Annotated in this window: 23 protein-coding genes, 1 tRNA gene and 1 pseudogene; 17 read left to right on the forward strand and 8 right to left on the reverse strand. The window is 64.8% G+C overall.

What is annotated here, in order from left to right; all coding sequences use genetic code 11:
- Positions 1 to 34: 34 nt before the first annotated feature.
- Complete coding sequence (locus tag VB672_RS00745; protein WP_329782252.1) at positions 35 to 1,210, forward strand: adenylate/guanylate cyclase domain-containing protein; 1,176 nt, start codon at positions 35 to 37, stop codon at positions 1,208 to 1,210.
- On the opposite strand, the gene VB672_RS00750 is transcribed toward VB672_RS00745, so the two are convergent.
- Positions 1,207 to 2,184: a glutathione S-transferase family protein gene (locus VB672_RS00750; protein ID WP_329782253.1), complete on the reverse strand. Its 978-nt coding sequence runs from the start codon at positions 2,182 to 2,184 to the stop codon at positions 1,207 to 1,209. The genes VB672_RS00745 and VB672_RS00750 overlap by 4 nt on opposite strands.
- A 314-nt stretch (positions 2,185 to 2,498) precedes the next feature.
- Between VB672_RS00750 and VB672_RS00755 the strand changes: the two genes are divergently transcribed.
- Positions 2,499 to 2,574, forward strand: a tRNA-Ile gene (locus VB672_RS00755).
- 310 nt (positions 2,575 to 2,884) lie between these two features.
- Positions 2,885 to 3,505, forward strand: coding sequence for a hypothetical protein (locus tag VB672_RS00760; RefSeq protein ID WP_329782254.1), 621 nt, complete (start codon positions 2,885 to 2,887; stop codon positions 3,503 to 3,505).
- Between the two features lie 243 nt (positions 3,506 to 3,748).
- Here VB672_RS00760 and VB672_RS00765 read toward each other — a convergent pair whose 3' ends face one another.
- The 3 genes from VB672_RS00765 to VB672_RS00775 form a co-directional block, all read right to left on the reverse strand.
- Positions 3,749 to 5,542 (reverse strand): SulP family inorganic anion transporter, encoded by a 1,794-nt coding sequence (locus tag VB672_RS00765; RefSeq protein WP_329782255.1) that lies wholly within the window; start codon positions 5,540 to 5,542, stop codon positions 3,749 to 3,751.
- Between the two features lie 36 nt (positions 5,543 to 5,578).
- Positions 5,579 to 6,349: a polyphosphate kinase 2 gene (gene ppk2 / locus VB672_RS00770; protein WP_329782561.1), complete on the reverse strand. Its 771-nt coding sequence runs from the start codon at positions 6,347 to 6,349 to the stop codon at positions 5,579 to 5,581.
- A 115-nt stretch (positions 6,350 to 6,464) separates the two neighbouring features.
- Complete coding sequence (locus VB672_RS00775) at positions 6,465 to 7,349, reverse strand: bile acid:sodium symporter family protein (RefSeq protein WP_329782256.1); 885 nt, start codon at positions 7,347 to 7,349, stop codon at positions 6,465 to 6,467.
- Between the two features lie 326 nt (positions 7,350 to 7,675).
- Between VB672_RS00775 and VB672_RS00780 the strand changes: the two genes are divergently transcribed.
- Positions 7,676 to 8,776: an AraC family transcriptional regulator gene (locus VB672_RS00780; protein ID WP_329782257.1), complete on the forward strand. Its 1,101-nt coding sequence runs from the start codon at positions 7,676 to 7,678 to the stop codon at positions 8,774 to 8,776.
- Positions 8,777 to 8,800: 24 nt separating this feature from the next.
- Here the strand turns inward: VB672_RS00780 and VB672_RS00785 are convergent, their stop codons facing one another.
- From VB672_RS00785 to VB672_RS00800, 4 genes are all read right to left on the reverse strand, one after another.
- Complete coding sequence (locus tag VB672_RS00785; protein WP_329782258.1) at positions 8,801 to 10,366, reverse strand: aspartate:alanine exchanger family transporter; 1,566 nt, start codon at positions 10,364 to 10,366, stop codon at positions 8,801 to 8,803.
- A 12-nt stretch (positions 10,367 to 10,378) separates the two neighbouring features.
- Positions 10,379 to 11,200, reverse strand: a complete 822-nt coding sequence (gene pflA / locus VB672_RS00790; protein ID WP_329782259.1) for a pyruvate formate-lyase-activating protein — start codon at positions 11,198 to 11,200, stop codon at positions 10,379 to 10,381.
- A gap of 5 nt (positions 11,201 to 11,205) precedes the next feature.
- The gene (gene pflB / locus VB672_RS00795; protein ID WP_329782260.1) at positions 11,206 to 13,542 is read right to left on the reverse strand and encodes a formate C-acetyltransferase; all 2,337 of its coding nucleotides are present in this window, start codon (positions 13,540 to 13,542) and stop codon (positions 11,206 to 11,208) included.
- 76 nt (positions 13,543 to 13,618) lie between these two features.
- Positions 13,619 to 15,265 (reverse strand): L-serine ammonia-lyase, encoded by a 1,647-nt coding sequence (locus VB672_RS00800; protein ID WP_329782261.1) that lies wholly within the window; start codon positions 15,263 to 15,265, stop codon positions 13,619 to 13,621.
- A 569-nt stretch (positions 15,266 to 15,834) separates the two neighbouring features.
- Between VB672_RS00800 and VB672_RS00805 the strand changes: the two genes are divergently transcribed.
- The 13 genes and pseudogenes from VB672_RS00805 (at position 15,835) to VB672_RS00865 (ending at position 26,560) form a co-directional block, all read left to right on the forward strand.
- Complete coding sequence (locus VB672_RS00805; protein ID WP_329782262.1) at positions 15,835 to 16,641, forward strand: DUF2092 domain-containing protein; 807 nt, start codon at positions 15,835 to 15,837, stop codon at positions 16,639 to 16,641.
- Positions 16,638 to 16,943 carry a hypothetical protein gene (locus VB672_RS00810; protein ID WP_329782263.1) on the forward strand — a complete coding sequence of 102 codons (306 nt, stop codon included), beginning with the start codon at positions 16,638 to 16,640 and terminating at the stop codon, positions 16,941 to 16,943. The genes VB672_RS00805 and VB672_RS00810 overlap by 4 nt, the downstream gene beginning before the upstream one ends.
- A gap of 46 nt (positions 16,944 to 16,989) precedes the next feature.
- Positions 16,990 to 17,418: pseudogene (locus VB672_RS00815) on the forward strand (mechanosensitive ion channel family protein); the annotation flags it as partial.
- A gap of 78 nt (positions 17,419 to 17,496) precedes the next feature.
- Positions 17,497 to 18,000 (forward strand): helix-turn-helix domain-containing protein, encoded by a 504-nt coding sequence (locus tag VB672_RS00820; protein WP_329782264.1) that lies wholly within the window; start codon positions 17,497 to 17,499, stop codon positions 17,998 to 18,000.
- 281 nt (positions 18,001 to 18,281) lie between these two features.
- Entirely contained in the window at positions 18,282 to 19,259 is a 978-nt protein-coding gene (locus VB672_RS00825; RefSeq protein WP_329782265.1) for a phosphate acetyltransferase, read from the forward strand.
- Positions 19,260 to 19,262: 3 nt separating this feature from the next.
- A complete protein-coding gene (locus VB672_RS00830) occupies positions 19,263 to 20,471 on the forward strand; it encodes an acetate/propionate family kinase (RefSeq protein ID WP_329782266.1) in 1,209 nt (402 codons plus the stop codon).
- Positions 20,472 to 20,488: 17 nt separating this feature from the next.
- Positions 20,489 to 20,998 carry a hypothetical protein gene (locus VB672_RS00835; RefSeq protein ID WP_329782267.1) on the forward strand — a complete coding sequence of 170 codons (510 nt, stop codon included), beginning with the start codon at positions 20,489 to 20,491 and terminating at the stop codon, positions 20,996 to 20,998.
- 36 nt (positions 20,999 to 21,034) lie between these two features.
- Positions 21,035 to 23,467 carry a DUF3141 domain-containing protein gene (locus VB672_RS00840; RefSeq protein WP_329782268.1) on the forward strand — a complete coding sequence of 811 codons (2,433 nt, stop codon included), beginning with the start codon at positions 21,035 to 21,037 and terminating at the stop codon, positions 23,465 to 23,467.
- Entirely contained in the window at positions 23,464 to 24,270 is an 807-nt protein-coding gene (fabI, locus tag VB672_RS00845) for an enoyl-ACP reductase FabI (protein ID WP_329782269.1), read from the forward strand. The genes VB672_RS00840 and fabI overlap by 4 nt, the downstream gene beginning before the upstream one ends.
- 42 nt (positions 24,271 to 24,312) lie before the next feature.
- Positions 24,313 to 24,579, forward strand: a complete 267-nt coding sequence (locus VB672_RS00850; RefSeq protein ID WP_329782270.1) for a hypothetical protein — start codon at positions 24,313 to 24,315, stop codon at positions 24,577 to 24,579.
- 25 nt (positions 24,580 to 24,604) lie between these two features.
- On the forward strand, positions 24,605 to 24,853 hold the full coding sequence (locus tag VB672_RS00855; protein ID WP_329782271.1) for a hypothetical protein: 249 nt from the start codon (positions 24,605 to 24,607) through the stop codon (positions 24,851 to 24,853).
- Entirely contained in the window at positions 24,850 to 25,332 is a 483-nt protein-coding gene (locus VB672_RS00860) for a hypothetical protein (protein ID WP_329782272.1), read from the forward strand. The genes VB672_RS00855 and VB672_RS00860 overlap by 4 nt, the downstream gene beginning before the upstream one ends.
- Entirely contained in the window at positions 25,325 to 26,560 is a 1,236-nt protein-coding gene (locus tag VB672_RS00865; RefSeq protein WP_329782273.1) for an HlyD family secretion protein, read from the forward strand. The genes VB672_RS00860 and VB672_RS00865 overlap by 8 nt, the downstream gene beginning before the upstream one ends.
- Positions 26,561 to 26,565: the final 5 nt, after the last annotated feature.

The following is a 26,565-nucleotide window of genomic DNA, read 5'->3' on the forward strand; positions in this document are numbered from 1 at the left end:
CCTTCCTTCGATCTCCTCGGACGATCTGTTGATCATGGCTCGCAGCCTCGATGCCGAGAGCCTCGCCCGCGTCATTGCCCTGCGTGACTGGCTGATCACGGTCGCAGGCCAGATGGAGGATTCGAACGAGGTTCTGGCAGGCTTTCTCAACCGTCTGATCGAGCTTGGCCTGCCCATCGACCGGGCCGTCTCGGCCATCGAGACGCTGCATTCGGAATATGCCGGCATCGGACGATTCTGGACCCGGGAGGAGGGGACCGTCGTGCGCTACCTTCCGCACGGGGATCGTCGCGAGACCGTTTATCAGATGAGCCCCTTCGCCCACGTGAATCGCACCGGCGAATGGCTCGTCCTCGACCTCACGAACACCCCCGACGACCTCTTCCCGATCGTTCCCGAACTGAAAGAGGCGGGCTATCGTCATTACGTCACGATTCCCATCCGCTTCACCAACGGGGCCGAGAACGCGATCTCGTTCGCGACGAGGTCGCCGCAAGGTTTCGGCACCCGCGAGCTCACGATCCTGCGCATGGTGATCCCGTCCTTCGCCCTCGTGACCGAGCTGCGCGCCACGAGCAACCGGCTCGACGAGGTGCTGCGCATCTACGTGGGGGACGATCCGCACAAGGCGATCCTGTCGGGTGCCATTCAACGCGGGCAGGTGACGCGGATCCGCTCGGCCATTCTGTTCGCCGACATGCGCGACTACACGCATATCTCCTCGACCTTGAGCCCTGAGAGCGCCGTCGATCTGTTGAACAACTATTTCGACTGCCTCGTGCCGCCCATCGAGGACGAGGGCGGCGAGGTGCTGAAATATCTCGGCGACGGACTTCTCGCCATCGTGCGCGACAAGGGCGACGACACGGGCGGTGCCGCGCAGTCGGCGCTCACCGCCGCCACGAAGGCTCTTCGGCGCATCGAGGCGGCCAACAACGAGGGCCGTTTCCCGGTGCCGATCAACGTGGGCTTCGCGCTCCATCACGGCGATGCGGCCTACGGCAATGTCGGCTCCGGCCAGCGGCTGGATTTCACGGTGATCGGGCGGGACGTGAATCTCGCAAGCCGCATCGCGGAGCTGAACAAGACACTGGGTGAGCCGCTGCTCATGTCGAAGCCCTTCGTCGAGCATCTCTGGGGCGATCCGTCGCCGCTCGGCGCTCACGAGGTCGAAGGCTTCGCCGAGGCCATCGAGGTCTACAAACCTTAGATACTGTCCCGTCCGTGAGGTGCATCGAGATCGAGCAGCGGTCCGAGCGGCACGATTCCGGTTGGATTGATGTGTCTGTGGCTCTCGTAGTAGTGCCCCTTGATATGATCCATGTCCACGGTCTCGGCGATGCCACCCGTCTGGTAGATGTCGCGCAGATAACCCGAGAGGTGCGGGTAATCCGCGATGCGGCGCAGGTTGCACTTGAAGTGGCCGACATAGACCGGATCGAAGCGCACCAGCGTGGTGAAGAGACGAATGTCGGCCTCGGTCATTCTGTCGCCGCAGAGATAGCGGCGTGAGGACAGGCTCTCGTCGAGAGAATCGAGCGTTTCGAAGAGCGGATGAACCGCCTCGTCATAAGCCTGCTGCGTGGTCGCGAAGCCTGCCTTGTAGACCCCGTTGTTGACGTTGTCGTAGATCCGCGCGTTGAGGCCGTCGATCTCGTCCTGCAGGTCCTGCGGACAGTAATCGCCGGGTCTGGCGCCGATCCCGTCGAAGGCAGCGTTCATCATGCGGATGATCTCGGCGGATTCGTTGCTCACGATGGTGCCGGTCGCCTTGTCCCAGAGCACCGGCACCGTCACACGGCCCGTGTAATCCGGCTGTGCCGCCGTGTAGATCTGATGGAGATATTGCGCCCGGTTGACAGGATCCGGGATGACGCCCGGACCGTCCTCGAAGGTCCAGCCGTGCTCCAGCATGCGCCAGTGCACGATGGAGACAGGGATCATCTCTTCGAGGCCTTTGAGCTTGCGCATGATCAGGGTGCGGTGAGCCCAGGGGCAGGCGACCGAGACATAGAGATGATACCGCCCCGGCTCCGCCTTGAAGCCGCCTTCTCCGGTGGGGCCCGGCGAGCCGTCGGCGGTGATCCAGTTCCGGAAGTCCGATGCCTTGCGGATGAAGCGCCCGCCGGTGCCCCTGGTATCGTACCATTGATCCTGCCAGACACCGTCGATCAGCAATCCCATCCCATCCTCCATGTCCGGTCTGGCCGGGAGACCCGATGCGACCGTGAATGCAGACAGATGGTCGAAGCCGGCAGGGGTCAAGAGGGGGCTTGGATCTCCGAGGCGTCGATGGCCATGCGACAGCCGGCCCGAGCGGGCAGGAGCGAAACCGGCTTGACGGATTTTGCAATGTATTACAGGAACATGACGTCCCGGCTCGCCCGGGGCCGATGCTCTCTTCCAGGTTCTGGGGCTTGGGAGGGCCGGGCCTTCCGCCATGCAAGGGGTGACGAAAGGCTTTCCTTCCGTTAGAGGTTCCCTTGCCTTCTCCGGAAGGGCCTGTAGCTCAATGGTTAGAGCCGGCCGCTCATAACGGTCTGGTTGCAGGTTCGAGTCCTGCCGGGCCCACCAATTCCCCTAACCAAGGGGCCAAATTCCTTAGCTCACAACGGTTTCAGCCCGCGCCGGGGCGTTGAACACCCCTCGATCTGATGAACATGGGCGAATTCGTGAGTGCCTCCACCAACCTGACCAAGCGCGGCTCGACCTACCAATTCGTGCTGTGCGTCCCCAAGGACCTCGTCGACGAGATCGGCAAGGCCATGATCCACTTCTCCCTCGGGGCCTCGTGGCCAAGAAGCCGGTCGCCGGCGCCCTGGACACCTCGGGCTGGACCTAGCCCGATTGGGAGTCCCTGGCCCGGGGGCTGGAGGCCGACCTGTTGCAGGCGGACTTGGAGGCCAGGCTCCAGGGCGCGACCGGGATCGCGCTCATCGATCCCTACGCAATCGAGGGGTTCGGGCCGCAGTGGCTGGCCCGGCGGTCGAGGCTCGCGCACACACTCGCCGACATGACGCTCGCCGAATTCATTGAGAGGCGCTGCGATCAGGTCCAACGCAACGTCGCGCCGCTTGGTGTCCGCATCGAAAAGGGCAGCCAATATTTCGACCGCTTCATGCGGGCGTGCTTCGCCGCGGAGCTGCGGGCCGCAGACAAGACGATTCTGCGCGAGACGAAGCGCGACGGCTTCGACCACCCGCACCCTGACGACATCCAAGGCCCGTGGCGCAAGGCCTCGCCGGCGGCGGAGCGGATCATCGTGCCGCCCGCAATGGCCTCCGTATCCCTCGCGGCGCAGCCCGCAGCAGGCCACACGCTCGCCGATTGCCTGGCGCAATGGAAGGCCAATCGCACGCTCGCGAAGAAGCCGATCAACGCCCACCTCACCGATGACATGGAGAACACGTTCGCGAGGTTCCGTGAGCACGCCGGCGTCGATGACATCGGGCAGATCACGCGCAAGCACGTCATCGCGTTCCGCGACGGCGGTAGCGGCGGATAGACTTGAGCCGTGCCTGCGTCGGCTCCCAGGATCACAACAGCAGCGAACATCAACCTGAAGCGTACCCTGAACCTCACGTGGTTCGGAAGAGCAACGCAACAGCCGCGCTCCAGTTCGGCCACTTGGCCAATGGTTGCCGACGCGGGGTGCAACGACACTGACCCGGCTGTGCCATGGTCTGCTCGCTAGGAAACTCTGCTCTCTCAGCGCTGGCCGCTGCGCTCGATCTCGACAGGCATGTCGTCACTCTCCAGCCTTCCGGTTTGTATCTTGAGCAACGATATAACTAGAAACGGCCGCGTCGATTGTGGGGAAGAACCGCGTCTCGCCGAACCAGGTCATTAGTCCGAACCTCTTCAGCTTATCCTTGACCGGATCCTTGAGCTCAGCAAAGGAAAATTGAATACCCTGTGCCTGCAAGGACTGATCGAGCTCGGTTAGAGCATCTGCCGCAGTTACGTCGATACTGGTGACAGGTGCCGCCGCGACCACGACACCCCGCACCGGAGTTGGGGATTCTGCCACTGCGGCGAGAACGCGCTCGCGAAACAGCTCCGCATTGGCGAAGAACAGCGGCGCGTCCCACCGGAACAGGACCAAGCCGGGAATCCGGCGAGCCTCGGGGTAGCGCGTGATGTCATGGTAGCCTTCGACCCCGGCAGGGCGGCCCAGGACCGTAGAGTAGGGACGCCAGCCGTCCCACAGGAATTCGATCACCGCAATCACGATTGCCAGACCGATCCCCGGAATGGCGCCGAACACCGCCACGCCGGCGAAGCAGGCGATTGACAGCCAGAATTCCCAGCGTTGGATTCGGTAGATCCGCTTGAGCTCGGTCACCTCGAATAGGCCAATGGCCGATGCAATGACGACGGCGGCCAGGGCCGCGGTTGGAAGGTTCCGCAGGAGGTTGGGGGCTACCAGCAGAAGCAGAACGATGGTGAGCGCGCCGACGATGCCGGTCAGCTGCGTACGGGCGCCCGCGGCCTCCGCGACAGGCGTGCGCGAGCTGCTGCTGCTGATCGGAAAGCCTTGGAAGAACCCGGTGGCGAGGTTGGCGGCTCCGAGGCCCACCATCTCCTGATTGGGATTGACCGTGGTGTGGGTCCGAGCAGCGTAGGCGCGCGAGAGCACACTGGTGTCGGCGAACGACACCATGGCGACAGCGCAGCCTCCGATCAGTACGGAAACAATGTCGGCAATCCCGATCCAAGGGAGCGTGAAACCGGGCAGTCCCTGGGGCAGGGAGCCGAGGGTCGAGACATCATGGCGCTCTGCCAAGTCGAACAGGCTGGCCAGGATGGTGGCACCCACAACGGCAACCAGGATGCCAGGCACGCGCTTGCTCCCCCGGAGTAAGAGGATCGCCGCCAAGGTCGCTGTCCCAACTGCGAAGGCAGCCCAGTTCATCCTGCCGGCCACAACGGCCCCGGCGATGGTCGACAGGTCGCGCAACGGTCCCGTGCTCTCGACTGAGAAGCCGAAGAGTTTGGGAAGTTGGCTGATTAGCACCGTCAAGGCGATGCCGTTCATGTAACCGTAGCGGATCGGCTTGGACAGGAGCTCGGTCACGAAGCCCAGGCGTGCCAACCCGGCCAGGATCAAGACCGCTCCCGACACGAGGGCCATCATGCCGCCCAGGGCGACGGCGCGCTGCGGATCCCCGCCAGACAAGGGGAGAACGACGCCGAGGATGACGGCCGCCAGGGCGGAATCCGGGCCGAGGACAAGAATTCGGCTCGGGCCAACCATGGCATAGACCAGCAACGGGATGATCGTGGCGTAGAGGCCGCAGATGCCCGGAAGGCCCGATGCCACGGCGTAGGCAATCCCGACTGGAACCAGCATTGTCGCCAGTACCAGTCCGGCCATGAGATCGTGGCCCAGCCATGCCGGCTCGTACTGGAGAAGAGTTCGCAACCCGGGCGCCCAGCGCAACCATGCGCCTCTATCGCTGGTCCTCCCTTGGCTTCGATGAGTGGTCGGGGCCGTCTCCCTTTGCTCCGGCAAAGTTCCTTCGTGGTCTTGTGCGGTCATCGTGTTCCACCTCCCGTGGTTCTGACCGCGCGGTGTTCAATATCGTGATGACACGATATGCGTTGCAGGCAGCCCGTCTTCGACTCCCTTAGGCCGCGGTTCCGCCTTCGGCACCTTCGGCAGCTCGACCTTGACCTTCTTGTAGGGGATCTGGCCGAGCATGTGCGCGATCAGGTTCAGCCGCGCCCGGCGCTTATCGTCCGACGGGACGATGTGCCATGGGCAGGCCGGCGTGTCGGTGGCCCGCAGCATGTCTTGATAGGCCAGCGTGTAGTCCCACCAGCGCCGCACCGACTCGGTGTCCATCGGGCTGAGCTTCCAATGCTTGATTGGTTCCTCGATCCGGTCCGCGAACCGCCGGCGCTGTTCGTCCTGGCTGACGTCGAGAAAGTACTTGAGCAGAATGATGCCATTGTCGACGATCTCCTGCTCAAACGACGGCACGAGACGCATGAAGCGCTCGTATTCGTCGTCTGTGCAGAAGCCCATTACCCGCTCGACGCCGGCTCGGTTGTACCATGAGCGGTCGAATAGGATGATCTCGCCGGCGGCCGGGAAGTGGGCGATGTAGCGCTGGATGTAGAGCTGGCTCTTCTCGCGCTCGGTGGGAGCGGGCAGGGCGACATGCCGGAACACCCTCGGGCTCACCCGCTGTGTAATGCGGCTGATCACCCCGCCTTTGCCGGCGGTGTCACGTCCTTCGAATATCACGATGATCCGGGTGCCCGTGGCCTTGACCCAGGTTTGCAGGCGTACGAGCTCGACCTGGAGTTTCCTCAGCTCGCCCTCAAACTCTTTCCGCTTCATTGGCGGAGGAGCGAAGTCCGAATGATCGTCTGCAGTCTTGTTCGTCCTCCGGACATCCTGTCGGCTCATCCTCGTGCTCCTTTCCCATTGCTCTCTACGACCATATCGACGCCCATCATTGTGCTCTCGCCTGATCATCCGGCCGCACCGCTAGCGATGGACCCCGTCGCCACCACAGGGCGAGTAGGAACGACCCGAGCAGTTGAACGAGCCCATATGCCAGCACCGCCGTCATCGCGGACGGGCCGGCGAACCCGCCGGCTGCGATCACCAAGCCAAGGCCGACGTTGCGGATCGAGGTTGTGAGGGCCACCGCCTTGCGGTCCCCGCTCCACCGACCGCCGGCACCCCACCCGACCCCAAGGCTGACGCCCAGCAGGGTCAGCATGGCCAGGATGCCACCGGGCCGGAGGTCGAGCAGCTGCGGACCATGCGTGATGAGGATCACCGCGAAGGTCGCCGCGTTGAGGACCTTGCCGGCCGCAACTGCCGGAGTGAGGAGCCTCGCGGCCAGATCGGGCCGCCAGTGATTGACGGCAAGCCCCACGCACAAGGGGAGGAGTTGGGTCGCCAATATGGCCCTGAGCATTCCGGGAGCATCCACATGCAGGTCCATACCCCGCGAGGTGAGGGGCAGAACGAGGAACAGGAGCAGGGGGGCCATCAGCACCGACGAGCCCGCCAGGATGATCATCAGCCCCACCGAGATCGCGGTTTTGCCTCTGGCGAGGGCCGTCAGGGGCGGGCCATAGGGGGCGCCCGGGCATACGGCGAGGATCAGGATCCCGGCGGCGGCCATGGGATCGGCATTCGCCAGAAGGAGGAGGATAACGGCGGCGAAGGGGACAGCCACGTAATTGGCCAAGCCGGCACCGAGGAGCAGCCGCCCGTCTCGCGCCACGCCGATGGCGTCCATGACCCGAACACCAAGACCGGTAGCAAGCATCATCTCGGTCAGCGTGACGGCAAGGAGAAGGTTGATCAGCTGGTCCAGGCTCATCGGCAGCCTTTCCGGGCTTCGCCCCTGTCCAGACCGCCATGCCGGACTGGGCGGAGCCAATCATCATTGCGCTGATCGGTCCGACGGGCTTGACGGTTTGGGACAGGCCCTTGACCGGTTCGGACATTGGAAGGGCAAGCTTCCTGAAAATAGCCCCAATCGACGGTTAAGTCGGGTGAATACCCATGACGGCTTGGTGCCGATCCAAGTCTTTGTTCCCGACGACGTGTTCGATTACGCCGACCGTGCGATTTCGCACCGTGCTGATGCGCCAGACCCTTTAGCTTTTGAATTGCGCTTCAGAACTCAGCGAGGAGGCCATGTCGATGGTCAAAAGCATCGTGCCTCCGTCCACGAGTACCGGCCGGGAGAACTCCACAGCGATCCCGCCAAGGGTTCTGGCGGGACCCGGGCGGACGCTGCCGCCCGGCCATATCCACCTCGGGGTCGCCAAGGAGATCGTTCCGACCCTTCGCGATTTCAGCATCGATCCCGATCCCGTCATCCAAGAGGCGGGTCTCGATCCGCGTCTCTTCGACGACGGGGCGAATGTCATCCCACATGCCGCTCTGGGCCGGCTGCTCACCCTGAGCGTGGCCCGTACCAACTGCCCCCACTTTGGGCTGCTGGTCGGCCGACGCGCCACGATCCTGTCGCTCGGCATGGTCGGGCGCCTGATGCAGCATTCGGAGACGGTGGGCGACGCCATGCGCGCCCTGGTGTCGAACCTGAGCATCCAGAACCGGGGCGCCGTGCCGTCGCTGACCCTCATCGGCGACACCGCGATCTTCACCTTCTCGGTCTACCAGCCGAAAGCCGAGAGCGCGGACCAGATCTCGGACGGATCCATTGCGGTTGCGGTCAACGCCCTGCGTGCCCTGTGCGGTCCCGATTGGACCCCGACCGAGGTGCTGCTGCCCCGGGTCGGCCCGGTGGAGCAGACACCGTACCGGCGCCATTTCCGGGCGCCGGTGAGGTTCGATCAGGAAAGCGCTTCCATCGTCTTCCCGACTCAAGACCTGCAGTCGCGCGTGGCCGGTGCCGATCCCATGATGCGGGCCATGCTGGAGGAGCGGATCGAGCACCTGATGGGTGCCGGGGGCTCGCAGTTCTCGGACGACATCCGGCGGTTGCTGCGCACCCGGCTGACCGGTAACCGCTGTTCGGCGGACGACATCGCCCATGTGTTGGCGATGCACCGCCGCACCCTGAGCCGCCGTCTGAAGGAAACCGGCATGGGCTACCGGGCGATTGCCAGTGAAATTAGGTTCGAGATCGCCCGGCAACTGCTGGCAGACACCCACGTGCCGCTGGCCCAGATCGCGGTGGCGCTGGGCTATTCGGAGGCCAGCGCCTTCACCCGCGCCTTCCGGCGCTGGTCGGGCCAGACACCAACGGCTTGGCGCGACGGAACCCATCAAGGGTGACGCGAAGCGTGGCGCGCCACGGCTTCAACTCAGCAGGACCTGAACGGCGATGATCTTGACGATGGTCATGCTCGGGAAGCAGATGGCATAGCCAATGTCCGTCCTCTCTGTCGGCGCAAGACGGCCTGCTGCTACGACGATTGCGGGATTGCCGGTCGAGCCGGCACAGACGCCGAGTAGGTCATCGAAGGGAATGCGCAGCAAATACCCGCCGGCGAGGACTGTCAGGACCAGGGTGAGCAGGACGGCGGCCCCGCCGAGGAGGATCTGAATGCCGTTGGATGCCACGGTCTGCACGAACGGCCCGCCGGCGCCAATCGCAACCGATCCGATGAAGATGGCTAGACCGAGGTTCCGCAGGACCAGGTTCGCCACCACCGGCATGCCCCAGCCGATGGGACCTGTGCGGCCAAGCCGGCCGAGGATCAGAGCCATGACGAGCGGGCCGCCGGCGACACCTAGGCTGAAGGTGCCTCCCCCGGGCAGGGGGACGGGCACCATCCCGAGCAGCAGTCCGAGCGCAATCCCGACGCCGATGGAGACGAACGACAGTTCGGCGTTGCCCTTGATGCTGTCGCCGAAATAGCGTTGGACCTCGGCTTTCCGGCCCGTCGGAACGGCCGCCACTAGGAGATCGCCGAACTCGATGGTCAGGTCGGAGGTCGCGATCAACTCTACGTCGCCCCGGCGCACGTGCGAAATCATGACGGGAAAGTTGGGAAGAGCGATGTCCCGAAGAGGCTTGCCAACAAAGGCTGCTTTTGAGACGTACACGCGCACGACATCAAAGTTCGCGCGATCCCGGCTCAGGCGTCCGGGGTCCTCCCGCCCGATGAAACTCTTCGCCTGATCAATGCTCCCTGGGCTGCCGACGAGCAGCAAACCGTCGCCCTCGTGCAACTTGGTCCCGGCAGCGGGCGGTGCGTTCACGTGATGCTGGCGCACTGCGACGATCTTCACATCCGCTGGCAGGATCTGGGAGATCTCGTCCACAGTCCGGTCCTCGCAGTTGGTGTCAAGGGTGAGCTCGGCAAGCCGAACGTTCTGTTTCGGTGCGTCGAACTTGGGCTTGAGCAAAGCCGCCATGAGGGTCATCAGAATGATTGGCCCCATCACCCCGAAGGGATACGAGACAGAATATCCGATGGCCGGATCCTGGTTGCCCGCCGCGGTCAGCGCCGCCTGCAGGGTCGGCGTGCTGGTGCCGGAACCTGCGAACAACCCGGCCGCGGTCGCAAGCGTGATACCAAGCGGCTCGGCAAGCAGCATCGCGACGAGAAGAGAGGCAACGACCGCAACGGTTGCAAGAGCAATGTATTTCGGGCCAGGACCGCGGATGTTGGCGAAGAACTGCGGTCCGTACTGGATGCCGACCCCGTAGACGAACATCACGAGGCCCATCGTGCCGACCAGCCCGGGGGGCGCCGCCTTCGGGGCAATGGCGCCAATGATCAAGCCGCTGAACAAGACCGCGCCGGCGCCAAACGACACGCCAGCAACCGAGATCTGTCCGAGCGCATAGCCGGCCGCTATGGCGAGAAACAGCGCCAGCAAGGGCGAGGACTCAAGCAGGGTCCGAATAAGGTTCATCATCGCCTCCGCTCATCTCGCACGGCAGCCTGCCTCACGGAACTGTCCGATCACCCGCGCCACCAGATCAGGGGAGGGTGATGGCGTATCGGGCAACTCGTAGTTCAACCCCATGGCCTTCCACTTGAAGGCGCCCATCTGATGGAACGGGAGGACCTCGACCCACTCCACGTTGCGCATCGGCGCGACGAAGCGGGCGATGCCCTCGACATTGGCAGGATCATCGGTCAGCCCCGGAACCAGCACGAACCGCACCCACACCGGTTTCTCAATCGCTGCCAAGCGCTCCGCGAATTGGATGGTCGGACGGATATCCTGCCCCACGGCGCGGCGGTAGGTCTCCGGATCCCAGGACTTGATGTCGAGCAGCACGAGATCAACCTGGCGCAGGTACTCGTCATCTGCGCGTGCGCCGAGGAAGCCCGATGTGTCCAAAGCCGTATGGAGGCCCATTCCCTTGGCGGCTGCGAAGAGACGCTTCGTGAAGTGCACCTGAACCAGTGGCTCTCCGCCCGAGATCGTCAGGCCGCCGTCCAGCGCTCGTAGCGGTGCGGCGTAAGCCTGAAGCGCGGCTCTGGCCCTCTCAAACGGAATCTGGGTGCCGTCCTTGAGATGCCAAGTGTCCGGGTTGTGGCAGTAGAGGCAGCGCAGCAGGCAGCCGCTCATGAACACGACGACCCTGATGCCCGGTCCGTCTAGGGTGGACCCGGTCTCGTAGGAGTGGATCCAGCCAAAATCGCCCCTGGGATCATTGAAGTCGGCCGTCTCAGGAGCGTCCGGGGATCGTGCCTGTTGCAGGTCGTACCGGCTGTGGGCCCAGGGTTCGTCGGCCATGCTTCTCACCCATCGCCATGGAAGGTGCGGCTGATCACATCCATCTGCTGCTCCCGCGTCAGGCGCACGAAATTGACCGCATAGCCCGAGACCCGGATCGTCAGCTGCGGGTACTTGTCCGGATGCTCCATCGCGTCGATCAGGGTGTCGCGGTTGAGGACGTTGAGATTCATGTGGAACCCGCCCTGCCCACAGTACGTGTCCATGACCTTCACGGCCTGGGCAATCTTCTCGCCCTGGTCCAGGCGATTGAGGCTTGGCGTGATCGATACGGTGTAGCTGATGCCGTCCTGCGCGTCCGCATAGGGCAGCTTGGCGACCGACAGGCACGATGCCAGCCAGCCGTGGCTGTCGCGGCCGTGCATCGGATTGGCGCCGGGAGCAAAGGGCTCGCCGCTCTTTCGTCCGTCCGGTGTGTCGCCCGTATGCTTGCCGTAGACGACGTTGCTGGTGATGGTCAGCACCGACTGCGTGTGAACGGCGTTCCGGTAGGTCGGGTGCTTGCGGATCTTCTTCATGAAGGTGGAGACGAGATCGGCCGCAATGCTGTCGACACGGTCGTCATTGTTGCCGTATTGCGGGAAGTCGCCGTTGGTCTCGTAGCCGACGATCAGGCCATCATCGCGGCGGACCGGCCTGACCTCCGCATGCTTGATGGCTGACAGGCTGTCGGCCACCACGGACAGGCCGGCAATGCCGAAGGCCATCGTGCGCAGGATCTGCTGGTCGTGCAGCGCCATTTCCAGGCGCTCGTAGTAGTACTTGTCATGCATGTAGTGAATGCAGTTCATGGCGTGGACGTAGGTCCGGGCCAGCCACTCCATCATGGCATCGAACTTCGTCATGACGTCATCGTAATCCAGGACATCGCCGATTACAGGTGTCGATGCCGGGCCGATCTGCTCGCCGCTGACCTCGTCCCGCCCGCCATTGATCGCGTAGAGCAGGCACTTGGCGAGGTTCACCCGCGCGCCGAAGAACTGCATCTGGTTGCCGATGCGCATGGCCGAGACGCAGCAGGCGATGCCGTAATCGTCGCCCCAGTAAGGGCGCATGAGGTCGTCGTTCTCGTACTGGATCGACGACGTCTCGGCCGAGACCTTGATGCAGTAGCGCTTGAACCCATCCGGAAGCTGCTTCGACCACAGCACTGTCATGTTGGGCTCCGGGGCCGGACCGAGGTTCGTCAGCGTGTGCAGCATGCGGAAGCTCGTGCGGGTGACCAGGGGCCGTCCGTTGAGATCCATGCCGCCGACGCATTCGGTTGCCCAGTAGGGGTCGCCCGAGAACAGGGCGTCGTAGTCGGGCGTGCGCAGGAAGCGGACGATGCGCAGCTTCTGGACGAGTTGGTCGATGAGCTCCTGGGCACCCGCTTCATCGAGCGCGCCGCTCTTCAAATCGCGCTCGATGTAGATGTCGAGGAAGGACGAGATGCGGCCGATGGACATGGCCGCGCCGTTGGCCTCCTTGATAGCGCCGAGATAGCCGAAATAGGTCCATTGCACGGCCTCGCGGGCATCCGCGGCGGGCTGCGTGATGTCGCAGCCGTAGCCTTTCGCCATGGTCGCGAGGTCAGCCAGAGCCCGCATCTGCTCGGCCAGTTCCTCGCGCTCGCGGATCACGTCGTCGGTCGGCCACTTGGCATCGAGCAGCGCCCGCTCGCCGCGTTTGGCCGCCAGTAATTTGTCCGTGCCGTACAGCGCGACCCGGCGATAGTCACCGATGATCCGGCCCCGGCCATAGGAGTCGGGCAGGCCGGTGACGATGTGGCTCCGCCGGCAGGCCATGATCTCCGGCGTGTAGGCATCGAAGACCCCGTCGTTGTGGGTCTTGCGATACTTGGTGAAGGCCTCGTGCACGATGGGATCCGGCTCGAAGCCTGCCGCCTTCAGCCCGGCCTCGACCATGCGCAATCCGCCATACGGCATGATGGCCCGTTTGAACGGCGCATCGGTCTGCAATCCGACGATCACCTCGTTGTCGCGGTCGATGTAGCCAGGCGCATGAGCGGTCATCGAGGAAGGCGTCTTGGCATCGACGTCCAGGACGCCCTTGCGGATCTCCTCTTGGAAGTAGGGTTGCAACTTGGCCCAGACAGCCTTCGTTCGCTCGCTCGGCTCCGCCAGAAAGGCCTCGTCGCCGTCATAGGGCGTGACGTTGCGCTGGATGAAGTCGCGGACGTCGACGGTGCTCTGCCAGCGCCCGGGCGAGAAGCCCGCCCATTCGCTCACCGAAGACGGGGCGTGGGATGCGCCAGCCCGGCGCCCCTGGGTCGGCTGCTTTCCTGGAGGTTGCTTCAGTGTATCGGCAGATCCATGCGCAGCAATGGCTTCATCGGGCATGACGGTCTCCTCCCACGACGCCTATGGGATCGTCGTTCAGTACGCTCACGGCGGCTCGCATGCGGCGGCGGTTGCCTCAGCAGAGCACCAGGTTCTGGGCCAGCCCAGCCTCGCTCGTTTCCTTGTATTTCGGGTTCATGTCCTTGGCGGTGTCCGACAGTGTCTTGATCGTCGTGTCGAGATCGACCCGGTGCCGGCTCGCGATCTCGTTGGTGGCGATCATGGCGGCGGCCCAGGCCTTCACGGCCCCGAAGGCGCAGCGCTCGATGCACGGGACCTGCACATAGCCGGCGACCGGATCGCAGGTCATGCCCAGGTGATGCTCCAGGGCTGACTCAGCTGCGTTCTCGATCACGCGCGGCGGCTGGTTCAGGACCTGCGTGATCAACGCGGCGGCCATCGCGGAGGCGACGCCGATCTCGGCCTGGCATCCGCCTTCCGCCGCGGCCAGAGTGGCGTTGTGCTTGCACAGGTAGCCGACGGCCAGGCCAGCCAGCAGCCCTTCCCGGATCTTGTCCATCGGCACCGCGCGGCCGCTCTGGGTCAGGGCGTAGACGACGGCCGGCATCACCCCCGCCGAGCCGCCCGTCGGCGCGGTGATCACCAAGTGGCCGCGGGCATTCTCCTCGGAGGCGGCGAGGGCGAAGGCCGACACCAGTCCGATGGCGCGGTCGCTCATGTAGGTGTCATCCATCGCCCGCTCATAGACCGTGGCGGCCTTGGAGTGGAGCTTGATCGGCCCAGGCAGGACGTCATCCTTGTAGGAAAGGCCGGTCTTCACCGTGGCGATCATCGCGTTGGCGATCTTGTCCAGGAACGCGTTGATCTGCTCCTCATTCTTTCCGGACACGGCCAATTCATTCGCCATCACGACATCGGCAACCGAGATGTTGTTGGCCTCCGCGTGCTGCCGCAGTTCCTTCATGGTCGCGTAGGGATATTTCGGCTGCCCCTTCTTGGGCGGCTCGTAGCCCTTCCACTCGATGAACCCGCCACCGACCGAATAGTACTCCTGCTCGTAGAGGACCTTTTCCCCGGCCATGAGGCGGGCCGTCATGGTGTTCGGATGCGGGAAATCACCCTTCGGTGCGTCGTAGACGATATCCGCCAGGGACAGATTGAACGTCTTGCTTCCGAGCTGCACCGGGTAGGTCTGCTGCGGCTTGGCGATCATCTCGTCGAGGAACCGCGGATCCACGGTGGCCGGTTCCTTGCCGACGAGGCCAGCAAGGGCGGCGCGTTCGGTGCCATGACCCTTGCCTGTCGCACTGAGGCTGCCGAAGAGGTGGACCTTGAGGCCGGTGGCCTGCGCCAGTTGGCCCGCGGGCAGCTTCGTGCAGCGCTGGTAGAAATCGTACGTTATGCGCATGGGCCCGATGGTGTGCGAGCTGGAGGGGCCGGGGCCGACCTTGTAGAACTCGTCGGCCACCGTCATGACCGGACCTTTCGATGATTTGACAACATCGAGATCGGGCGAAAGGGCCGAGCTCATCTTGAGGCCGGCATCGCCGCCCGCAGCTTCCCTCTTGGCCTGTTGCGCGGCCGCCTCCGTAGCGGCCTGCTGCGCACGGGTCTCCGCAGACCATGTCGTACCGGTCATCACTGCCGCCGCGCCGATGGCGGCGTGGCGCAAGAAGAACGTCCGCCGGTTGATGCCTGACGGAAGGCTGATCGGTTCGGGAAGTGCCGGAAACAATTCGTCGTCCTTGCTGGAGCGGGTCATGCGCGCGTCCTCCTGCTCGGGATCCGGAGGCGCGTCATGACTTCAGCGGCTCCGCCCTGCTCTCAACGGAAGAATTTCGTCTTCCCTTTGGCGTTACCTTAGATCGATTGGGAGGACGTGCTTGATCGAAGGAGACAATCTCTTGACAGTTTTGGCCGCTCCCTCCGCTTCGATTTGTGGGGCAGAAAGGCTATGGCCTGCTGGGGCATGACCTAATGGGGTGGAATGAGTGCTCCCGGCCAAGGCATACCGCTTTGGCCGGTGCTTCGCACCCGCCTTCACCTGGTGGTCCTGAGCCCACACGAACGACACAGCGAACCTCCGCGCCGACCAGAACCGTCCCCGGGATGTCGTCCACGCTCCATGAATCCTGCTCGGTGGGGCGAGCCTGTGGGGCGAAGCCCCGAAATGACACGCAGACGGCCCAAACTGTCAGAAGATTGTCCCCACCGGTCAAGCACGCCGCCGTGGCTGGCCTAAGGTGATCCCATCGGCTGTCGATCCAAGTGGGCGAAGCGCGCCTGCTCGCGCTGGTTCTCGCCGCCGGACAGTCCAGGGAGGATCACGCAATGAGACGAGGGACCTGTTCACGTTCGGGCGCGGCGCTCAGAAAGTCCGGGCTGGGCCTTCTCGCTGCCATCGCCCTCACGGGTGCGCCCGCGGCATGGGCGGCGGAGGGGGAGGCGCAGATCATCCTGAAACTCATGGCCGACTACGTCAGCCGCCAGGAGAACCTGTCACTCAAATATGATGCCGATGTCGAGGTGGTGACCCCGGCTGTCGAGAAGATCCAGTTCAGCGCCTCGGGGGACATCGCCTTGAGCCGTCCGAACAGGTTCCGGGTGAGCCGAACCGGCGGCTACGCCGATGTCGAGCTCATCTCGGATGGATCCAACGTGACGGTCTTTGACCGGGGCGGCAACCGGTTCGCCCAAGTGCCAGCCGCCAGCTCGTTCGACGAGGTCGTCGACCGGCTCCGGACCGAGGCCCCGCTTGAACTTCCGGGTGCGGATCTCCTGTTGTCGAAGCCCTACGAGGAGCTGATGGCCGGGGTGCTGGAGGCCAAGCATATCGGCCGCGGCGTCGTCGAGGGCGTCGAGTGCGAGCATCTCGCCTTCCGCAACCTCGACACCGATTGGCAGATCTGGGTTGAGGTTGGCGAGCGACCGGTGCCGCGCAAGTACGTCATCACCAGCAAGGCGGTCGGCGGCGCCCCCCAGTACACCCTGCGACTCCGGGACTGGAAGACCGGTGTCAGTCCGGCATCGGACGCGTTCGCGTTCAAGCCGCCGGTAGGCGCCAACGGCGTCGCGATCACTCTGCTCCAAGACATCGACGACATTCCCGCAGGGGTTGTCCCCGGAGGTGCGAAATGAACACGTCAGGCCTGAGAATGTTGTCCCGCACCTTGCTCGCCCTGTTGGCCGGCGGCGCGGCCCTGCTCTGGAACGGTGATGGCCCCGTCCCCCCCGGTTCGCTCGTCAGCCAGGCGGAGGCGAGGGTCGGGCGGCCGGCGACGCCCATGAGCTATGCCGGCGTTGCCCGCCGGACCACCCGCAGGTCGGTCGCCTATGGGGCGGCCGCTGGAGCTGCGGCGGCTGGGACCTACTATTACGCAGCCCCGGGCTGCCGGCAGGTCGTGAACTCCTATGGCCAGATCGTCTATCGCTGTCCGTAACCGGTCTGGACGGGAGCAGGTCGTGAATGCAAGACCTCAGGGCAAGATCCCGTACGGGCAGCTCGGGGCGGTGGAGAACATGAGCCGCGACTGGGTCATCGACAAGGTGACCATCAACGTCACCTACGACACCGATCTCGACAAAGCGAAGAAGGTTATCAAGCCGGTTGGCAAGGAGCTGGCGGCGGACCCGGTGTTCGCATCCAACCTCATCGAGCCGCTCAAGATGCAGGGCGTGGAGCAGTTCGGTGAGTTCGCCATCCAGCTGCGCATGAAGATGACGACGCGCCCGGGCGAGCAGTTCGTGATCCGGCGCAGGGCCTACGCCATGCTCAAGACGGCCTTCGACGAGAACGGGATCAGGTTCGCGTCCCCGACCGTGCAGGTGACGGGCCGCGGGGAGGCCGAGCCGGCTCCGGCCGCCCGACAGGCTCTCAAGCTCGTCAAGGGGACCCCGCCCGAGGAGGGCGCCTAGCCGGTCCCCCTGTCTGCCTAACCCAACTGTCAAGAGGAAGTCTCATGGTGTCAAGCAAGCGGATGGGGAGAGGCTAAGATGGGCTCGTCCGGCGAGCAGCGGGCCGCCAGAGAGGGGGAAGGAACCGTGGAAACGCCATTCACCCACAGGGCAGACGGGCCGACCTCACTCCATGATGCCGGCCCCCTCACCGAGGATCTGCGTCGTGTGCTGCGGACCGAGTTGCTCCGCGACTCCTGTTCCGCCGCCATGATTGCCCAGCTGTTCTCGATGCACCGCCGCACCATGAGCCGTCACCTGCGCATGGAAGGCCTCGCGTTCCGGCAGGTCGCCAACGAGGTTCGCTTCGAGATCGCGTGCGAGCTGTTGGAGAACACCGACATGGCGCTGAGCCAGGTGGCGGCTGCCCTGAAGTACTCTGAATTGAGCGCGTTCACGCGCGCCTTTCGGCGCTGGTCGGGGCAAACCCCATCGGCGTGGCGCCGCAGTCACCCTCGGATCAGGAAACCGCGGTTTCGCAAACCGCGCCGTCTCCGCCCAGGTCCCGGCGGCCGTTCAAACGGATCGAACGATCTTTCCTGACAGGGTCATCCTGCCGATGGGAGAAATGGGCCATGAGGCTTCTCCAGGACGGACTGGACGGTGCTCCCGCTCACTTCTCGCGCGGCAGTCCAAAACTGTCAATGCGATGGCCCAACAGGTCAAGCAGCCGGGGTGGAAGGGGCCATACTCGCTCCTGCAAACAAGCCGGGCGGCTGCGGACCTGGACTTGAGCCTCGCTTCCGCACGCTCCTCGCAACCCCGGCGGCTCCTCCGGGCGGTCCACTGCGGCTGTCCATCGGGAGCAGAGCATGGAGGCCAGCATGACGGTTGCGGTGAAAGCCCAAGGTGGGTCTCAGGGTGAGCGGCGACACGACAAGTACGACCGGCTGGTGTTGGCTGCGCAGTCTCTTCCGAAGTTGAAGGTGGCCGTGGCGCACCCGTGCGATGCGGCCTCCTTAAGCGCGGTGTTCGAGGCAGCCGGGCTCAGCCTGATCGAGCCGATCCTTGTCGGGCCGCAGGCCAAGATCACGGCCGCCGCGGAGGCGCTCGGCAAGGATGTCTCCACGATGCGCATCGTGGATGCCCCGCACAGCCATGCGGCGGCGGAGGCGGCCGTTGAGCTTGTGAAGTCCGGCCAGGCCGAGGCGCTGATGAAGGGGAGCCTGCACACGGACGAGCTCATGGGCGCAATCGTTCGTCGCGAGGGGGGGCTGCGCACCGCCCGCCGGATCAGCCACTGCTTCGTCATGGACGTACCCGGCCATGACACCGCGCTCATCATCACGGATGCGGCCGTGAACATCGCGCCGACGCTGGAGGACAAGGTCCACATCGTCCAGAACGCCATCGACCTTGCCCGTGCGTTGCGGGTCGATCCAGTGCGGGTGGCGATCCTGTCGGCAATGGAGACCGTCAACCCGAAGGTGCCCTCGACCATCGAGGCCGCGGCTTTGTGCAAGATGGCCGACCGCGGCCAGATCACGGGCGGCATCCTCGACGGTCCGCTTGCCCTCGATAATGCCATCGATCTCGGCGCGGCCAAGATCAAGAAGATCCATTCGCCGGTGGCCGGACAGGCCAACGTCCTCGTGGTTCCGGATCTCGAAGCTGGCAACATGCTGGCCAAGAGCCTGACCTTTCTGGCCGACGCCGATGCCGCTGGCATCGTGCTCGGGGCCCGCGTGCCGATCATCCTCACCAGCCGGGCCGACTCGACGATCACCCGGCTCGCCTCCTGCGCCGTGGCCTCGCTCGCCGCCGACGCGCAGCGCAGGCAGCTCTCTGTCCCGGAGGTCTGAGCCATGATCCCCGTCCTCATCGTCCTCAACGCGGGCTCATCGAGCCTCAAGTTCCAGGTCTTCGATATCGAGGGAGATACCGAGCCGCGGCTGGTCTGGAAGGGTCTTTACGAAGGTCTGGGGGGCGCCGCTCATTTCATCGTCAGGCACGCCGGGGGCGCGAACCTCGACGAGATGTCGTGGACGTCCGGTGAGGAGTTCGGGCACGAGGCGGCGTTGATGCACCTGATCTCCTGGTTGCGGCAGCATCAGGAGGGGCGCACGCTTGCCGCCATCGGACACCGGGTGGTTCATGGCGGACAGGCCTTCTCTGCTCCGGTGCTTGTCGACGACAACGTCGTCCAAGTGCTCGAAAAACTGGTGCCGCTCGCGCCCTTGCATCAGCCGCACAACCTGGAGCCGATCCGGATCGTGCGCCGCCGCCTGCCGGGGATCCCGCAGGTTGCCTGCTTCGACACGGGCTTCCACCACACGCAGTCCGACATCGCGACCCTGTTCGCTCTGCCGCGTGAGATGCGCGAACGCGGCGTACAGCGTTACGGCTTCCACGGGCTATCCTATGATTACGTTTCGTCCGTACTGAAGGACTACGACCCGCGCCTCGCTGAGGGGAGGGTGATTGTAGCCCATCTCGGCAACGGGGCGAGCCTATGCGCCCTCAAAGGTGGTGTTAGCGTCGCGACGACCATGGGCTTCTCCGCCCTCGACGGTCTGCCGATGGGAACCCGCTGCGGCGCCGTCGATGCGGGCGTTATCTTCTACATGCTCCGGGAAATGAAGCTTACGCCGGAGGCTGCCGAGCGCGTGCTCTACACCAAGTCTGGGCTGCTTGGGGTGTCCGGGATCTCGAACGACATGCGCGTTCTGCGCTCAAAGGCGGCGACGGATGTGGACGCCAAGCGGGCCATCGATCTGTTCGTCTATCGGATCACGCGCGAAATCGGCTCCCTCATGGCCGCTCTCGGCGGGATTGACGGGCTCGTCTTCACGGCCGGCATTGGCGAGAACGACACCGCGACGCGGGCCGAGGTGATGGCCGGCCTCGCTTGGGCGGGTCTCGCCCTCGATGACGCCGCGAACCGCACCGGCGGCCCATGCATCTCTTCCGGAACCGGGCCCACGGCGTGGGTCATCCCCACCAATGAGGAACTGGTGATCGCCCGGCAGACGCGCAGTGTGCTCGGCGCCATGCAGGCGCGGCTCGCATCCTGAACAGGAGGATTGATGTCATGGAAACGCTGAAGACCAAGCCGGACGAAAAGGCCCAACAGCAGCTCGCGGACGAGACGTTCATGTCGGCCGCCGACCTGCGCAACTACATGACCGAGATGCAGATGGCGAAAGCCATGAAGTCGGTCGATGGCATGGATCGGGCGGAAAAGGCCCGCCACGACTTGATCAAGCGGATGGCCGAGCCCATTGACCTGACGCCCGAGCGTTTGCAGGAGATCCTGCAGCCGCTTAAGTCAAAGCTTCGCTCCGCCGCAGAGCGCGGCGAGACCGAGCTGATGGTCATGCGGTTTCCCAACAGCCTGTGCTTGGACAAGGGCCGCGCCATCAACAACGCGGATCCGACGTGGCCGGACACCCTGACCGGGCGCCCGCGCCAGGCCTATGAGCTGTGGCGCGACCAGCTCCGGCCCGCGGGCTTCAGGCTGAGCGCCCAGATTATCGAGTGGCCGGGCGGCTTCCCTGGAGATGTCGGCTTCTTCCTCAAATGGGGCGAGGCCAAAAAGTGATTCCTTCTGAAACCCTCCTTTGTGAGGACGAGAGCAATGCCACGAGTCGAAGCCGGGACTGAGCAAGACAAGAATGGCGCAAGCAACAATGGTCCTGGAGCACGGCTGACGGAGGTCGCCCGCGCGCAGGCGAAGTTCACCGAGGTCTACCAGGAGCGGTGCACGGGCGCGGCTCAGCGCTACGTCGATGCGGTGAAAGCCGCGAGCGAGCCACTGCTGGAGCGGCCCGCCCGCCCGGTGACGCCTTTCGACTTCTGGCGCGATGCCAGCGACTACTGGCTCGACTTCACACAGCGCTCGATCCTGTACTGGGACACGCTGCGCCAGCGCGGCAACAACTGGATCGAGCACGAGAAAGCCGGCAAGCCGCCGCTGCTCGACTTCGACTGGGAGATGATCGCGGACGCCCGCACCTTCGAGCGGCCCGCCAACTATGCCCTTGTGCGCATCCTCCCGCCGGACGGCATCAAGACCGACCCGGAGCGCCGCCCCTTCGTCGTCATCGATCCCCGGGCCGGCCATGGACCCGGCATCGGCGGGTTCAAGCAGGACTCGCAGGTCGGGGTGGCGCTCAAGGCAGGGCACCCGGTCTACTGCGTGATCTTCTTCCCTGAGCCGATGCCCGGCCAGACCCTCGCGGATGTCTCGCGCGCCGAGGCCGAGTTCCTGCGCATTGTCGGCGAGCGCCATCCGAAGACCCGCAAGCCGGTCGTGATCGGCAACTGCCAGGGCGGCTGGGCCTCCATGCTCATCGGCGCCCTCGAACCCGATCTCGTTGGCCCCATCGTGATCAACGGCGCTCCAATGTCGTACTGGGCCGGCAACGACGGCGAGAACCCGATGCGCTACGCGGGCGGCATGCTCGGCGGCACCTGGCCTGCGCTGCTGGCGAGCGATCTCGGCGCCGGCACGTTCGACGGCGCCTACCTTGTCGACAACTTCGAGTCTCTCAACCCGGCGAACACCTATTTCGACAAGTACTACAACCTGTTCTCGAAGATCGACACCGAACCCGAGCGGTTCCTGGAATTCGAGCGCTGGTGGGGCGGCTTCTTCCTGATGGACCGGCGGGAGATCAAATGGATCGTCGAGAACCTGTTCGTCGGCAACAATCTGGCTGATGGTGACGCCGAGTGGTCCGAGGGGCGCGCCTTCGACCTGCGGGCGATCAAATCGCCGATCATCCTGTTCGCGTCGCTCGGCGACAACATCACGCCGCCGCAGCAGGCCTTCAACTGGGTCGCCGACCTCTATCCGACCACAGAGGCCCTCAAGGCGAACGGGCAGGTGATCGTCGGCCTGATGCACAAGAGCGTCGGCCATCTCGGCATCTTCGTCTCGGGCGCGGTCGCCAAGCGCGAGCACACCCAGATCGTCGACCTGATCGAGTACATCGAGCATCTGCCGCCGGGCCTCTATGGCATGCAGGTCGAGGAGCAGAAGACGAACGGGAGCGTGCGCTACGACGTGCTGCTGACCGAGCGCCGGATCGAGGACCTCCAGGTTCTGCAGAAATACGGCCGTAAGGACGAGGGGCCGTTCAAGGCGGTCGAGAAAACGTCGGAGGCACTCGCTTCCGCTTATGAGTCCTTCGTGCATCCATTTGTGGCCCCGATGGTCACCCCGGCGGCTGCAAAAGCCGCCAGAGCCCTCAATCCGCAGCGGGCGCAACGCTGGGCGGTTTCAGACCTCAATCCTTTCCTGTGGCCGCTCAAGGGCATGGCCGACATCGTGCGTGCGAACCGGGCGCCGCGCGACAACGAAGGCCCGATGGCCGCGATGGAGCATTGGATGGCCGCCGTCACCTCTGCCTCGTGGGATCTCTATCGCGACCTGCGCGACGCCTCGGTGGAGAACACCTTCTTCCGCATCTACGGCTCGGCCAGCATCGGCATGGCCGCGGAGGACAAGGAAGCCGGTGCGGAGCAACCCATCGACGTGCGGAGCGCTCCTCTGGTGAAGGAGGCGCTGACGCATATTGAGGACGGGGACCGGACGAAGGGGATGGTCCGGGCGGCGCTCCTGCTGATGAAGGCCGGCACCGGGCGCCGGCGGCTCTCGGCCATGAAGCGGGCCCGAGACCTCGTTGGCAAGGAGATCGGGCTGATCGACATGCCGGCGGAGGCCGCGCGTGAGATCATCCGCGAGCAGTCCTACATCGTCGACTTCGAGCCGGTGAAGGCGCTCCTGGCGCTTCCCAAGCTCCTGGAGACGCCCGAGGACCGGCGTGGGCTGCTCGATCTGCTCGACCGCGTGGAAGGCCGCATCGAGGCCAATGACAAGCAGGTCACATTGCTGGGCGAGATCCGGCGCCTCCTCTCCGAGAGCGGGACCCAAGGCAAGGCAATGGCTGAACCGGTCACAGTGCCACTGGTGCAGAACCAGGCCCAAGCCCACCCGGGGGCAACGGCAAAGCCGGCCTCCCACCGACGACCGCGTGACCATCGACGCACGAGGGCAACTCCATGAACGATCAACCAACCAACCTGACCAAAGCCGCCATCCAGTCCAAGATCCTGCACGGCAAGCGGGCTCTCGTCATCGGCATCGCCAACGAGCATTCGATTGCCTACGGCTGTGCCCGGATCTTCCGCGAGCTCGGGGCCGACCTCGCGGTGACCTATCTCAACGAGAAGGCGAAGCCCTACGTCGAGCCGCTGGCCAAGGAACTCGGGGCCTCGGTCTTCGCACCGTGCGACGTGGCTCAAAGCGGCCAGCTTGAGGCTGTCTTCGAGCAGATCCGCGAGACCTGGGGCAGCCTCGACATCGCGCTCCATTCCATCGCCTTCGCCCCGAAGGAGGACCTGCAGGGGCGGCTCGTCGACAGCTCCGACGAGGGGTTCAAGGTGGCGATGGACATCTCCTGCCATTCGTTCATCCGCATGGCGCGGCTTGCCGAGCCGCTGATGCCAGAGGGCGGAACGCTCCTGGCAATGAGCTATCATGGTGCCAACAAGGTGGTGCCGAACTACAACCTGATGGGACCCGTGAAGGCGGCGCTGGAGAGTGCTGTCCGCTATCTCGCGTACGAGCTGGGCGACAAGCACATCCGGGTGCATGCCGTCTCGCCCGGCCCGCTGAAAACTCGGGCGGCCTCCGGCCTGAAGGACTTCGATGTCCTTCTCACCGAGGCCATCGAGCGGGCGCCCATCGGCGAGCTCGTGGACATCGACGATGTCGGCCTGACGGCTGCCTACCTCACAACGCCGTTTGCCCGGCGGCTCACCGGGACGACCACCTACGTCGATGGCGGGCTCAGCATCATGGCGTGACGCTTGTGCCACGCTTGAACACGCCAACAAGAGGAGGTCCTGATGGCTTCCATTCCCTTGTCGTTGAGCAGACTCACCGCTCTTGCAGGCCCAGCACTCCTTTGGGTCGGAACGGCCGTGGCGCAGGTGCCGGACCAGCAATCTTCGCCTGATCGGCCTACGCTCCGGCAGCCGACCTTGTCGTCCGTTCAGCAGCAGGAAGGCCTGCAGGCGGGTGCGGACAAAAGCAGGTCGGAGGCCAACAAAAAGATGCGCGAGATGGACCGGCGCCTGAACCGCACCCTGCGCAGCGTCTGCAGCGGCTGTTAGCGGTCGGACTGACCAGGAGGAAATCGTGCGCTCTGTGGATCCACGTAACGCCATGCATACCTGGGAGCAATCCGCGTCCCAGGAGGCGTCCTACGTCGAGAAGGCGCTCGGGCTCATGCTGCTCCTGGTTCTGGCCGTCGGCTGCATCCTGGTGCTCAAGCCGTTCCTGGCCTTCCTGGCGGACCTCACGCCGACGCCAGAGCTGGCCCAAGCGCGTGGGGTGAAGCTTGTCCCAGGGAGTGCCTCAACCCCCGCATTGGGAGAAACAATATGAGCCCGTCAGTTAACCCGGCAGCCCCCCATCACCTGCCGGTCTTCATCACCACGCCCGGCGGAACCGATGTTCTGATGGTGGTCGTGGCGGTGTTCCTGGTGCTCGCCGTGCTGGCGGTGGGCCTGCTGTTCCTGCGCCTGCACACCCTGCCGGAGCGGATCGCCCACAGAGGGCACAAGCTGCAGTTCGAGATCGTCGCGATCCTGGGACTTCTAGCGCTGTTCACGCACGTGCACCTGTTCTGGGTGGCCGGGCTGCTGCTCGCCCTGATCGACATTCCCGACTTTGGCAATCCGCTGCGTCGCATCGCCGGATCGCTGGAGAAGATCGCCGGCATCCCGCCGGGCGAAGGCGCGGGCGAGGCTCCGGACGAGATCGGCACCATCGGCCCACCCGCGGAAGGACCGGGTGAAGGGCCAGTCGAAGTGCCGAAGACCATCACTTTGCCCCGTATGCCGAAGGAGCGGACCCATGCTTGAGCTTCTTCTCTGCTCTCTGCTGACGATCCTGCCGGACTATCTCTACCGCCGCTATGGCCAGGGCAAGCGCATCGGCAAGGAGATCACCTTCTACTCGGTGTGGTTCGAGCTGCGTTGGGGCATCGTGTCGTGCCTGATGCTCACCATCGGGCTGATCACGGTGGTCTTCTACAACCACCCGGCGACCACGAACGCCACCGCATATTTCCGTACCATCCCGGTCCTGCCCGAAACCAACGGGCGTGTGGCTGAGATCTATGTCGACGGAGTGAGCGGGGAGGTCAGGCAAGGTGCGCCGCTCTTCCGGCTCGACAGCGCCAAGCAGGAGGCGGCCGCGGAGACCGCCCGCCGCAAGATCGCCGAGACCGACGCCGCCATGGTGGTCGCCCGCGCCGACATCCAGGCCGCCGAAGGCAAGATCGTGGAGACCCGGAGCTCCTACCAGCAGGCGGTGGATGAGCTGGAGACCAAGCAGGAGATCTACCGGCGCAATCCAGGCGCCGTCGCCACTCGCGACATCGAGAAGCTGCAGGTTGCCGTACAGGGACGCCAGGGCAGTATCGATGCCGCCACTGCCGCCAAACAACAGGCCGAGGCGCAACTCTCCACCCTGCTCCCCGCCCAAAAGGCCAGCGCCGAGGCCGAGTTGGCCCAAGCGGAGGTGGACCTGTCGAAGACTGTCGTCCGGGCCGGCGTTGATGGGCGGGTCGAGCAGTTCACGCTGCGGGTGGGCGACATTGTCAACCCGCTGATGCGCCCGGCCGGGGTTCTGATCCCGGCAGGCGCTGGCCGGGGACGCCTGCAGGCCGGCTTCGGGCAGGTCGAAGCACAGGTGATGAAGGTCGGGATGGTGGCCGAGGCGACCTGCGCGTCGAAGCCCTGGACGATCATCCCGATGGTGGTGACCGGGGTGCAGGACTATATCGCCGCGGGCCAGATCCGCAGCGGCGAGCAGTTGCTCGATGCGCAGCAGGTGACGCGGCCGGGAACCGTCCTGGCCTTCCTGGAGCCTCTCTACGAGGGCGGGTTCGACGGCGTCACACCCGGCAGCAGCTGCATCGTCAATGCCTATAGCAGCCACCACGAGGAAATCATCGCGCCTGAAACCGGCACGATGCGAGGGTTCGTTCTCCACGCGGTGGATGCGGTCGGGCTCGTGCATGCCATGATCCTGCGCATCCAGGCGCTGCTGTATCCGATCCAGACCCTCGTGCTCGGTGGGCACTGACGGCA

Origin of the sequence: Microvirga sp. CF3016 (assembly GCF_036314085.1) — a bacterium.
GTDB lineage: Bacteria > Pseudomonadota > Alphaproteobacteria > Rhizobiales > Beijerinckiaceae > Microvirga.